This window comes from Gemella sp. 27098_8_149, assembly GCF_041433745.1.
Classification (GTDB): domain Bacteria; phylum Bacillota; class Bacilli; order Staphylococcales; family Gemellaceae; genus Gemella.
Genome location: NZ_JAPWCB010000002.1, coordinates 39,543 through 51,386 on the forward strand (window position 1 = coordinate 39,543; position 11,844 = coordinate 51,386).

At 29.1% G+C, this 11,844-nt stretch carries 11 protein-coding genes; 10 read left to right on the forward strand and 1 reads right to left on the reverse strand.

Going from position 1 to position 11,844, the window contains the following annotated elements:
- From O3801_RS01360 to O3801_RS01380, 5 genes are read left to right on the forward strand one after another with little or no spacing between them, the layout of a single operon-like run.
- Entirely contained in the window at positions 1 to 603 is a 603-nt protein-coding gene (locus tag O3801_RS01360; RefSeq protein WP_371453761.1) for a phosphatase PAP2 family protein, read from the forward strand.
- Entirely contained in the window at positions 596 to 850 is a 255-nt protein-coding gene (locus tag O3801_RS01365) for a YhdT family protein (protein WP_371453763.1), read from the forward strand. Before O3801_RS01360 ends, O3801_RS01365 begins: the two co-directional genes overlap by 8 nt.
- Complete coding sequence (gene panF / locus O3801_RS01370; protein ID WP_371453765.1) at positions 840 to 2,294, forward strand: sodium/pantothenate symporter; 1,455 nt, start codon at positions 840 to 842, stop codon at positions 2,292 to 2,294. Before O3801_RS01365 ends, panF begins: the two co-directional genes overlap by 11 nt.
- Positions 2,295 to 2,339: 45 nt before the next feature.
- Positions 2,340 to 2,516 carry a DUF6501 family protein gene (locus O3801_RS01375; RefSeq protein WP_003145576.1) on the forward strand — a complete coding sequence of 59 codons (177 nt, stop codon included), beginning with the start codon at positions 2,340 to 2,342 and terminating at the stop codon, positions 2,514 to 2,516.
- Positions 2,517 to 2,532: 16 nt separating this feature from the next.
- Positions 2,533 to 3,000 (forward strand): LysM peptidoglycan-binding domain-containing protein, encoded by a 468-nt coding sequence (locus tag O3801_RS01380; RefSeq protein WP_060914090.1) that lies wholly within the window; start codon positions 2,533 to 2,535, stop codon positions 2,998 to 3,000.
- Between the two features lie 42 nt (positions 3,001 to 3,042).
- Here the strand turns inward: O3801_RS01380 and O3801_RS01385 are convergent, their stop codons facing one another.
- Positions 3,043 to 4,254, reverse strand: a complete 1,212-nt coding sequence (locus O3801_RS01385) for an L-lactate MFS transporter (RefSeq protein ID WP_371453768.1) — start codon at positions 4,252 to 4,254, stop codon at positions 3,043 to 3,045.
- Between the two features lie 388 nt (positions 4,255 to 4,642).
- Here O3801_RS01385 and O3801_RS01390 point away from each other — a divergent pair, with 388 nt between their 5' ends.
- The 5 genes from O3801_RS01390 to O3801_RS01410 all read left to right on the forward strand — a co-directional run bounded on the left by O3801_RS01390 (position 4,643) and on the right by O3801_RS01410 (position 11,820).
- Entirely contained in the window at positions 4,643 to 5,407 is a 765-nt protein-coding gene (locus O3801_RS01390; protein ID WP_371453769.1) for an undecaprenyl pyrophosphate synthase, read from the forward strand.
- The gene (locus O3801_RS01395; protein WP_371453771.1) at positions 5,397 to 6,170 is read left to right on the forward strand and encodes a phosphatidate cytidylyltransferase; all 774 of its coding nucleotides are present in this window, start codon (positions 5,397 to 5,399) and stop codon (positions 6,168 to 6,170) included. The genes O3801_RS01390 and O3801_RS01395 overlap by 11 nt, the downstream gene beginning before the upstream one ends.
- Before the next feature lie 20 nt (positions 6,171 to 6,190).
- A complete protein-coding gene (gene rseP / locus O3801_RS01400; protein WP_371453773.1) occupies positions 6,191 to 7,483 on the forward strand; it encodes an RIP metalloprotease RseP in 1,293 nt (430 codons plus the stop codon).
- Between the two features lie 184 nt (positions 7,484 to 7,667).
- Positions 7,668 to 8,807, forward strand: a complete 1,140-nt coding sequence (locus O3801_RS01405; RefSeq protein ID WP_060913847.1) for an exonuclease SbcCD subunit D — start codon at positions 7,668 to 7,670, stop codon at positions 8,805 to 8,807.
- Entirely contained in the window at positions 8,794 to 11,820 is a 3,027-nt protein-coding gene (locus O3801_RS01410; protein ID WP_371453775.1) for an AAA family ATPase, read from the forward strand. The genes O3801_RS01405 and O3801_RS01410 overlap by 14 nt, the downstream gene beginning before the upstream one ends.
- Positions 11,821 to 11,844 lie beyond the last annotated feature (24 nt).

An 11,844-nucleotide genomic window follows, 5' to 3' on the forward strand; every position in this document is an offset into this window, starting at 1 on the left:
ATGAAGAAATTAAGTGTACTTACGTATGTGAAGATATTAGTTTTCATAGCGTTAGCAGTTGTCGCAATAAAATTTCCAAATAATGTTTTTGATATCGTAATTGCTGATCTACTTGAAATTAAAGTATTAGCTTTGCCAGCTAAAATAATATCACTTGTTTTTAATGATAAATTATTGTTATTAATAATGATCTTATTAACAGGGTTTTTAGTTTGGATAAAAGAGTTAAAGAAAGCTGTATTTATATTCTTTAGTGCAGGTTTTGGAGGATTCTTCTTATCAGCATTTAAATATAGCATTCAAAGAGTTAGACCATTACCAGAACTTCATGATGGTTTTAGTTTCCCTAGCGGTCACTCTACTTTTGTAGCATTATTTTTCTTAGCATTACTTTTTGTAATTAATAAAAAAGAAATACTGGCTGTAATTGCTACTTTTGCAATTATTGCAGTCCCAATTTCAAGAATGATTCTAGGTGCGCACTTTATTAGTGACGTAACAGCGGGATTATTACTTGGAAGTATCATAGTTGATTTTATGAAAGTTTATTATGAAAATATCTATAATATATTAATGAGGGTATTAGGAAAGACAAATGAATAAATTAAAAAATAAAGAGGGAATAGTTGCACTTTGCTTAGCAATTGTACATTTTGCTCTATGGTATTACTTTGCTTACATTAAATATGATGTAAATAATGTAAAATCATATAAGTATGTGTTAGGACTTCCCGAATGGTTTTTCTATAGTTCTATAGTAGTTAGTGTTCTGATAATCATCTTAGTTATTGTTTTAACAAATCTTTTACTAAATGATGAGATAAAAGAGGAGGAAAACAATGACAAGTAATTTAGATTATAGAATTCTAATTCTCTTTGTAACTATATTTTTAGGAATAATACTATTACCATTATTTATGAATCGTATTAGTAAAACAGAACAACATGGAGGTTTCTTTGAAAAGTATTACTTAGCAGATAGAAAGGTAAGTGGTATTGTCTTAGCAATAACATTAATGTCTACTTATGGATCTGCCTCAACCTTTTTAGGAGGACCTGGTGTTGCTTATAAACTTGGTTATGGTTGGGTATTACTTGCTGTAATTCAAGTGGTAACGGGTTATTTTGTACTATTAGTTTTAGCTAAAAAGTTCAAAACTGCTGCACAAAAAATAAATGCAATAACAATAAGTGATTATTTAAAAAATAGATATGAATCTAAAGTAGTAGCCTTCATATCAACACTTGCTATGATTGTATTTTTAATTGCTGCGATGAGTGCCCAATGGGTTGGTGGAGCTAAGTTATTAGCAGCCTTTATGGGAATTGAGTATAAGACTGGTATTGTTCTTATCTCAGTAATTATTATATTCTGTGTGGTATTCGGTGGATTAAAAAATATACTAATAACTGATATGATTCAAGGATTAATAATGATTTTCTCTACAATAATTTTATTATTTGCTGTAATAAATTATGGTGGAGGTATTGATCAGATTACAACCAACTTGGTTAATATTAATGAAAAAATACTAACCCCGTTTGGTGCAAATGGTAGTTTAACACCAAGCTATGTTAGTTCATTTTGGGTATTAGTCGGAGTAGGGGTTATTGGTATTCCACAAATTGCTATTAACTCGATGTTATATAAAAATAAACGAAGCTTAAAACAGTCTATCATTGTTGGATCAATTGTTATCTTTATAGTAATGTTTGGAGTTCATTTAATAGGAGTTATGGCAAGAGGGGTATTCCCAGATATCAAAGACTATGATTCTGTTATTCCGATAATTACGTTAAAAGTACTTCCTTGGTATTTAGCTGCATTAGTTCTAGCAGCACCAATGGCAGCAATCATAACAACAGTAAATGCTCAATTCTTATTAATATCATCTGCTTTAATAAAGGATTTACTATTTAATAATAAATCTATTAAAGAAAAAATCACAGGTAAGAAAGTTCCTGTCTTTGTATATGGTGTTAATATTCTTGTGATTTTATTGATAATGTTACTAAGTATGAGACCACCTAGTCTAATAGTAAATGTTAACTTATTTGCATTTGGAGGATTAGAAGCGACTTTCCTATGGCCAATTTTATTAGGATTATACTGGAAAAAAGCTGAAAAATACGGAGCACTTAGTTCTATAGTTTTAGGATTAGTAAGTTATATACTTATAAAAACTGTATATGTAATTAAATTTATAGAACCAGTAGTGATTTCGTTATCAATATCTCTAGTAGCTTTTGTAATAGTTTCATTATTAATGAGTAAAAAACAATTGAAAAAATAGTTATATTGTAATAAAATAAAAAATAAAGAGTAAGGAGGAATAAAAATGTCGAAAAAAGTTATAGTTAAACATACAGATGCTGAGAAATTCACTGTTAGTAATATGCTAACTGTAGGCAAAGAATATGAAGTAGTGAATGAAACAGAAGAATATATATTTGTAGTAGATAACAGTGGAAAAGTAGGCGGATACTACCACGATTATTTTGAAGAAGTAAAATAATTCAAGAGGCAAAATGATGAAAAAAAATACTATAAAGAATACAGTTCTAGTTGGATTATTTATAATACTAGCACCACTTATTCTGGTAGGGGTGACTGCATTAGGAAACTCTTTAGGGGGAAAAGCAAAAGATAAAGTTGTTCAAACAACTGAGCAAACTGCTAAAGTTCCAGAGGAGACAAAAGCTGAAAGTAATAAAGATATACCTAAAGCTAATGATTCAAAAGTAACAGAAGAAAATACTAATAAGAAAGAATCTTCAACTAATGAAAAAGAAAATGGTGAAACAGAGGGAGTAGTAAGTACAACACCTGTAGCAGGCCAAGATTATATTATTAAAGCTGGAGACTCATTATTCGCTATAGCATCAAAAGCATATGGAGAAGCTAATTCTCAAAATGGTGTAGAAAAAATTAAAGAGGCAAATAATATTAGTAATAATAATATTGCAGCTGGACAAAAAATTCAAATACCGAAATTATAAAAAGAAATCATCTCATTTTTTTTGAGATGATTTCTTTGTTTATTATTTAATTCTACGTTTTGTAAAGATTGAGTAAATAATACTTATTACTAATCCAACAAGTACTATAGAGATAGCCACATAAAACGCCTCTGTAAAATCTCCATTATTTTTAGCGGCAATTCCAGCAGCGTATTTAGGCGCAAAGAATGCAGCTGTAGAAAATCCTATAAAAACAATCCCGTAGTTAACTCCTTGATTTATAGGACCAAATGTTTTCATTACTAATGGCGCGAAAACTCCCATAATTCCACCAAAACATAGACCAAGGAAAACAAGACCGACTGTCAGACCAATTGTAGTTCGAATGTTAACTAGAGTTAATAATGAAATAGCAATTACCGAATAAATCGCGATAAGAGTCTTTTCATGTCCTATTTTATCTGAAACAACACCCCATACAACACGTCCCAATGTATTAGAAAGAGCATAAATACTAACAAAAGTTGCAGCAACTGAAGCAGATAATCCGAACATAGTTTGACTGATTACTGATGCGTTTGATGCTACCATAAGTCCAGAGAATGCACCAATAGCAAACATTGAAATAATAAAGTAAAATGATAAACTCATTAACATTTGTTTCCAATCTTTATTAGCAGCTTCTTGTTTAATTTCTGCAACAGGTTGAATCCAACCTTCAGGTTGATGATTTGCAGGAGCAACTTTTATGAAGAATAGAGCTATTATAATAATTACTAAGTACACACTACCTAAGTAGATAAATGCATTGTGTACTCCATAATTAGCTATTAGACTATGTGCGATTGGAGCAGCGATAACACTAGCCCCTCCCATTGCTCCTGTAATTAAACCAGCAGCTAATCCTCTTTTATCAGGGAAGAATCTAAGCGCATTACTTATAATTCCAGAATATGCAAATGCTTGTCCAACTCCAGATAATACACCATAGCTAAAATATAACATCCCTTTTGTAGTAGCAAATCCAGTAAGAATAAATCCAGCTGCAAATAATATCCCACCTAAGATAATAGAAATATTTGCTTTTCCTTTATCAGTAATAAATCCTCCAAGAATAGTAGGAATAGGAGCAATAGCTGCGTTAATAGTAAATGCTAGCATTACCTCAGGCATGCTCCATCCTTTCGATACACTTAGAGGTTTTGCAAAAACACTAAAAGAATATAGTGAACCTGCACATAGTAAAATTGCCATTGAGGCGAATAAGACAGTCCATCTTGTATTTTTTTTCATTTAATCATCCTTTCAATATATATTAGCATGATATTAAAAAATAATAATATTAAAAAAACGGCTAAGCTAAAGTTAGTCGAATTATTTTAAAAATATTATGATAACAGTTTATAAAAATTCTTATTTTAAAAATAGTAATTTTCATTTTTAATATCATGTTTAATGTGTATATTCTAGCATGAATATTAAATGAAAGCAACCTAAAATACTTTATATAAAAGAGAAAAATAAATTACATATATATTAAGTGAAATATATATTATTTGGTTTAACTATAGTGTATTTATTCTGTGAAAAATTATTAGCCATAGTCATTAATAAAAATTATTAAAAGTTTGTTGCATTAAGGCTTTTATGTTATAATGAAGTGTGTTACATAGGAGGAATTATGTTTAAATTTTTTAGAAAAAATGAATTAGTGGAAAAAAATGACAAACAAGAGTTAAAAAAAATTCCGACACACGTTGCTATTATAATGGATGGTAATGGTCGTTGGGCTAAAAAGAGAAATATGCCTAGAATTAAAGGACACTATGAAGGGATGCAAACTGTAAAAAAAATAACAAAATATGCATCAAAACTAGGTGTAGAGTATCTAACATTATATGCTTTTTCTACAGAAAACTGGGCGAGACCTAAAGAAGAAGTTAGTTATTTAATGGATCTTCCTGAAAAAATGTTCAGTAGTTTTATGCCAGAACTTATGGAAAATAATGTAAAAGTTGAGGTTATTGGTGTAGTAGAGAAACTTCCTGAAAATACTAGGAAGGCAGTAAATGATGCAATTGAGCAGACAAAAAATAATACTGGATTAAAATTGATCTTTGCATTGAATTATGGTTCTAAAGACGAGATGTTAAGAGCAATTAAACAAATTACTAAAGACGTACAAGATAATAAATACAGTATAGATGAAATTTCTGAAGAACATGTGAGTCAAAATCTATTTACATCTAATACTCCTGATCCTGACTTATTAATAAGAACTTCGGGAGAACAAAGAATTTCAAACTTTTTACTTTGGCAAATTGCTTATAGTGAATTCTTGTTTACTAAAGTGGCATGGCCGGACTTTACTGAAGAAGAATTTTACAAGGCATTATTAGAATATCAAAGTAGAGATAGAAGGTTTGGAGGTTTAAATGAAGACTAGGGTAATAACGGCCATCGTGGCATTAATTGTTTTCCTACCATTACTATTTCTAGGTGGAGACTATTTTAAATTTACAACATTCGCACTAGGTGTAATGGCTATGTATGAAATAGTAAGAATGACTTTTAAAGAAACAAACATAGTAGTTTTGGGGTTATCTTCCTTAGCAGGTGCATTACTATTTTTAAATGAAGAAATTTCACAGTTACAACTTTATGGATTACTTTTTTTAATTTTAGTTAGTATGTTAGCGACTGTAGTTGCAACAGGTCACAAAATTAAATTAGTTGAAATTGGTTCGATTATATTTGTAACTGCCTATATTTTTATAGGATTTTATTGTTTGTTTATGATAAGAAACTTGAGCTTATCTCATGTAGCATATTTATTACTTACAATTTGGTTTACTGATAGTTTTGCCTATTTTGGAGGAATGAAGTTTGGGAAAAATAAACTTTCACCTAATATAAGTCCAAATAAATCAATAGAAGGTTCAGTGATAGGAAGTGTATCATCGATAGCGATAGCATTATTGTTCTTCTTTACAACTAATATTTTTTCAAATTTATTAGTTGCAATTGTTGTAACATTAATAGTAAGTGTAATCGGACAATTTGGTGATTTAATTGAATCAGCATACAAAAGAGAATATCAAGTAAAAGATAGTAGTAATTTATTACCAGGGCATGGTGGTATTTTTGACAGATTCGATTCTGTTATTCTATCAGCACCATGTTTAATAATATTACTAAGTTTATTTTAAAATATAGAGAGGGGTATTAGATGCAAGGGATTATAGCATTTATATTAATATTTTTTGTAGTAGTAACTATTCACGAATTTGGACATTTTATTGCTGCGAAAAGAGCAGGGATTTTATGTCAGGAATTCGCAATTGGAATGGGACCTAAAATATTCCATAAAAAAATAGGAGAGACTAACTTTACAATAAGACTTCTTCCAGTCGGAGGATATGTTAAGATGCCAGATAATGTTTTTGATTTTAATAATGACATGTCGGTATATGACCTAAAAAAAGGAATGAAAGTTAGTTTAAAACTAGATGAAAACGATAAGGTTGAAAAAATAGTTTTAGATAAAAGCAATGATATGGATCTACTTCCACTAGAGCTTAAAAAGTTTGATCTTACAGAGAAACTTTTTGTGAAAGGTTTTGTTGGTGATAAAATAGAACGCTATGAAGTAAGAAAAGATGCTTGTGTTGTCTTTGGAGGAATGGAGGAGCAAATAGCACCAATAGAAAGAATGTTTTCTTCACACTCATGGGGGCAAAAATTCTGGACATTATTTGCAGGACCATTAATGAACTTTATATTAGCTTTAGCAATTTTCTTAGGTATTTCAATTTATAGTGGAGTACCATCGAATACTACGCGTTTAGGTGAACTAGCTTCTAACTATCCGGCTTACTCATCAGGATTAAAACAAGGTGATGTAGTTGAGCAGGTAAATGGTAAGAGTGTTTCAACATGGAAAGAAATGACTAATGAGATAGTAAATTCTAATGGTTCTGAGCTTACATTAAAAGTTTCACGTGATGGTTCACAACAAGAAATTAAAGTTACACCAAAAGAAGAAACAACTGTGAAAAAAGGTAAAGAAGTTAAAACTTATAAACTTGGAATAGATCCAGCTTATGAGAAAAACTTAGCGGGTTCTATTAAGAGTGGTTTTGAACAAACACTATATTATGGAACTACGATTTTCATGGGAATTATTAGTCTGTTTGCTTCATTATTTACTGGTGGATTTAGTTTAAATCAACTTGGAGGACCTGTAGCGATTTATGAAATGTCTTCTGCAGCTGCACAGAGTGGTTTAATTACAACATTAAAATGGACAGGAATTTTAAGTGTTAACTTAGGTCTTATGAACCTAATTCCTATTCCAGTTCTTGATGGTGGACGTATCATATTCGTAATTTATGAAGCAATCTTCAAAAAGCCAATTAATAAAAAAGCTCAATATTACTTAACTGTAGCGTTTGGATTATTAATGGTTGCGTTGATGTTAGCAGTAACATGGAATGATATCCAAAGATTATTTGGGAAATAGATAATGATTATAACGAGAAGTTGGTTTACTTCTCGTTATTTTTTTATATGGGCTTTAAAACATGATACGTTATTATAATTTTTATTAGTAGTAATTTGCTCTAGGGAAATTTAATCTTTACTACTATTTTGATTGTTTTTAATATATAATATAATAGAGATAATTTATAGGAAAAGGTGATAATATGGTTAAATTTTTACATACTGCTGATTGGCATATTGGAAGAAAATTACAAGGATTAGATTTATTAGTAGATCAGGAGTTTGTGTTTGAGAATTTAATAACTGAGATTAAGAATATTAATCCTGATTTTTTAATTATTGCAGGGGATTTATATGATAGAAGTGTTCCTAGTAAAGAAGCGACTACACTTCTACAAGAACTTTTAGTTAAAATTAATATAGAATGTAACATACCAATTTTTGCCATTAGTGGAAATCATGACAGTAGAGAAAGACTAGCGATTGGTGAAGCTTGGTTTAGCAAACATAAGTTTTATCTTCATACAAGATTAGAACAAGCTTTTGATAAACTTTCTTATGAAGATGCTGATATATATTTATTACCATATTTTGAACCCTTTGAAGCGAGAGAATATTTTGAAAATACTACATTAACAACCCATAATGCAGCAACTAAAAGAGTAATAGATGAAATTTATAAAAATTTAGATACGAATAAGACTAATATTTTAGTAGCTCATACTTTTGTTTCTGGTGGATTAGAAACAGATTCTGAAAGAGAAATATCTGTAGGAACTGTTGAAAATGTGGCTGTGGAAGTCTTTGATAAGTTTGATTATGTTGCTCTAGGTCATCTTCATAATCCGAATGCAATAAATGAAGAACGTTTGAAATATAGTGGAAGTCCAATGGCGTACTCATTCTCTGAAGCTTCCCAAACTAAAGGAATGAGGCTTGTAGAAGTAACAAAAGAAAGTTATAGTGAAGAGTTTATTCCATTAAAACAAAAAAGAAAGTTACACAATATTAGTACATCTTATGAAGAAGTTTTAACGAAAGAATTTCAACAAAGTTATGATTGTAAAAATGATTATTTTAGTATGGAACTGAGTGGTTTAGAGGGAATTACTGATCCGTTACCTAGAATTAAAGAATATTATCCTAATACTCTGATACTAAAGCAAAAAAGAAATACTAGTATCGATAATGAAGTGAAATTAGATAGAGAGATGCTAACTAAGAGTCCTTTTCAGTTAATAGAGGGATTCTATAATGAACAAACTGGTAATGAATTAACTGAAGGTCAAAAACAAGTACTAGTAAATATTATAGATAAGGTGAATCAAGATGAAACCAATTAGATTAGAATTAAAAGAATTTGGTCCATATAAGAATGAAATAATAGAATGGGATAAAATAATAAATGAACCTATATTTCTAATAACAGGGAAAACTGGTTCAGGGAAGTCAACATTATTTGATGCTATTACTTATGCATTGTACAATAAGACAACTGGTGGTAAAGATATAGCCTCACTAAGAACGAAGACAGCCTTGGATAAGGATAAAACACAGGTTAACTTTGATTTTGAATTGAGTGGTAAAAAATATAGAATTGAGAGAACTCTGGCTTATTTGAAAGCTGGTAATAAAAATCTAACATCGGGGAAAGTTGCTTTAATGCAATATAATGATGAAAAGTTAGAAGTAATCGCCACAAAAGAACAAGAGGTAAAAGAAAAAGTAGAAGAGTTAATAGGTTTAGATGATAAGCAATTTTGTCAAATAATTATCTTACCTCAAGGAAAATTTAAAGAGTTCTTATTATCAAAATCAAGTGAAAAAAAAGAAACTTTGAGATCTTTATTTAATACTTACTTCTATCAAAAATTCGTGGAACAATTACAAGAACAAGCTAAAAAATTAGATAGTTCACATAAACAGAAAGAAAAAGAATTGATTACTAGATTTGAGCAGTTTGATATTGAGGAAGAACTTATAAAGTTTGAATATTTAAAAGATGAAAATTTTGAAGAAATACTAAGTATTATTCACTCACAAGAAGAAACAATAAAAAATGAAAAAAAAGAATTATTAAAATTAGAACGTAGTTTTTCTAAAGAAAAAGAGAAATTTATAGAATTAAGTAAGCTCAATGATAAATTTATCCAACTTAAAAATAACAAGTTAGAACTAGCTAATCTAAGTGAAAAAGAAGACTATTATAAAAGTCTAAGATTAGAAGTAGAGAAGTTAAAAGAGCTGCAAAAGAATAAAGATAAGATTATAGAGTACAGTACTTTATTAAATAAACAATTACAATTAAGAAAAATTGAGAAAAATTTATTAATTGATACAGACAAATATAAATTAGACTTAGAAAATAATAAGAAATTACAATTAGAATTAAATGCACAAAAAGATAATATAGAAGAACTTAGAAAGGAAACTGTTGATTATAAGTTTTTCTATAATAACTTTAATGAATTAAATTCTGCAAAAGCCAACATTGAAATCTATAGTGAAACATTAGAAGAGCTTGCTTTGAAAAAAGAAACATATAAAGAGTTAGATTCTAGGTTGAAAGTTTCAAAAGAAGGCCACTTAGAGGATATTGAGGAGAAAAATATACTAGAGAGCAGTATTGGTAAGTTAAAATTAGAAATTTTAAAGAAAGAGCAAGATGTAGAAAAACTCGAAGAATATAATAATAAATTTTCTGAAGTAAATGATAAGAGTTTGAAACTTACTCTTGATAAAAAACAATTAGAAGAACTCGAAGTAGAGAAGAAGAAGCTTGAGCAAGAAGTTATATTATTAAATAAGAATAAAGAGCAAGAAGTTTTAAATGGTTTTCTATTGAAATTGCATGAAGGTGATGAATGTCCTTTATGTAAACAAAAGATTGAACACTTACCAGAAATTCCCTCTTTAGAGGCAGTAGATGAAAGTATAGAAAAATCACTTCAAAAAGTTAATAAAGATACAATTCAACTAGAAACTCTTATAAAAAAAGATGAAGAAGAAATAGAAAGAATAAGTGCTCTTTTGAAAAATTTAGAGGATACAATTAACTTTAAATCTAAGGAAGAACTATCACAATTAGAAGACGAATTAAAGACAGATAATCTTAAACTAACGGATATTAGTAAAGCAATCAAAATATCTGAGGATAAAATTAAGGGCCTAAATCAAGAAATAGAGGAACTTTCAGAGTTATTTAAAAATGAAGATGAAATTAAACAAAAACATCTAGAAGCGAAAAATAAAATAGAACAGTTTGAAAAAAATGTGAAAATTGAGCTAGATGAGTTTGCTGATTATTATGAGAAAATACAATCTCAGGTTGAAGACTTTGATAATAGATGTAACGTTCAGCAAAATAATAGTAATGAATTATTGATAAGAAAAACCAAACTAGAGACAGAACAGAAAAATAATAAGACGAATTTACTGGAAGTTAGTAAAAGAATAGAAAATATTATAGAGAGTTTCAGCGATTCTAAACTTAATAAGTATTACATAACTTTAGAAATGGCAGAAGAAGACATAGCAGAATTGGTTAAATTAGAAGAATTTGAATCTCAAATTAATAAATTTGAAGATGCCAAGAAAATTATAGTAAACAATATAGAAAAACTCGTAGAAGAGTTAGAAGAGATAGAACAACCAGATTTAGAAGAAGGACAACGAAAACTACAAAATATTGAATTTCAAGTTAATGATTTTATAGAAAAAGTTGTAATTCTTAATACAAGATTAGAAAATAATAAAAAATTATATAAAAAAATTCATAGTGAGTATATTGAACTATTAGAATCATCTAAAGAGATAAGAGAAATTATAGCATTTAGTGATGTTGTCAGCGGAAAAACTGAAAACAGAAAATCGTTGGAAACTTATGTTCAAGGATATTATCTAGACTTGATTCTAGTTGCGGGAACTAAAAGATTACTACAGATGACAAATGATAGATATAGATTTATTAGACGTGATGAAAAATCGAAAGGTGGAGGTCTTCAAGGTTTAGAGATTGAAATACATGATATTTATTTAAATAGTACTCGTATTATTAGTTCTCTTTCCGGAGGAGAATTATTCTTAGCTTCTTTAGCTCTCGCTTTAGGGTTAGCGGAAGTTATTCAAAATGAAAGTGGTGGAATATCTCTTGAAACTATCTTTATCGATGAAGGATTTGGATCACTAGATGCTGAAACACTAGATATCGCTTTAACAACGTTAATAGATTTACAATCGTATGGAAGAAATATTGGTATTATTTCACATGTCAGCGAGTTAAAAGAGAGAATTAGACCGAAGGTAGAAGTCTATTCTAAAGATAATTATGCGAAGATTAAAATGACTGGAATATAAAGTAATATAAAAAGAAAGGAGAAA

Coding starts and splice junctions, on each gene's coding strand:
- O3801_RS01410 (WP_371453775.1), top strand. CDS start 8,794: ATGAAACCAATTAGATTAGAATTAAAAGAATTTGGTCCATATAAGAAT.
- O3801_RS01385 (WP_371453768.1), bottom strand. CDS start 4,254: ATGAAAAAAAATACAAGATGGACTGTCTTATTCGCCTCAATGGCAATT.
- O3801_RS01375 (WP_003145576.1), top strand. CDS start 2,340: ATGTCGAAAAAAGTTATAGTTAAACATACAGATGCTGAGAAATTCACT.
- O3801_RS01395 (WP_371453771.1), top strand. CDS start 5,397: ATGAAGACTAGGGTAATAACGGCCATCGTGGCATTAATTGTTTTCCTA.
- O3801_RS01390 (WP_371453769.1), top strand. CDS start 4,643: ATGTTTAAATTTTTTAGAAAAAATGAATTAGTGGAAAAAAATGACAAA.
- rseP (WP_371453773.1), top strand. CDS start 6,191: ATGCAAGGGATTATAGCATTTATATTAATATTTTTTGTAGTAGTAACT.
- O3801_RS01360 (WP_371453761.1), top strand. CDS start 1: ATGAAGAAATTAAGTGTACTTACGTATGTGAAGATATTAGTTTTCATA.
- O3801_RS01365 (WP_371453763.1), top strand. CDS start 596: ATGAATAAATTAAAAAATAAAGAGGGAATAGTTGCACTTTGCTTAGCA.
- O3801_RS01380 (WP_060914090.1), top strand. CDS start 2,533: ATGAAAAAAAATACTATAAAGAATACAGTTCTAGTTGGATTATTTATA.
- panF (WP_371453765.1), top strand. CDS start 840: ATGACAAGTAATTTAGATTATAGAATTCTAATTCTCTTTGTAACTATA.
- O3801_RS01405 (WP_060913847.1), top strand. CDS start 7,668: ATGGTTAAATTTTTACATACTGCTGATTGGCATATTGGAAGAAAATTA.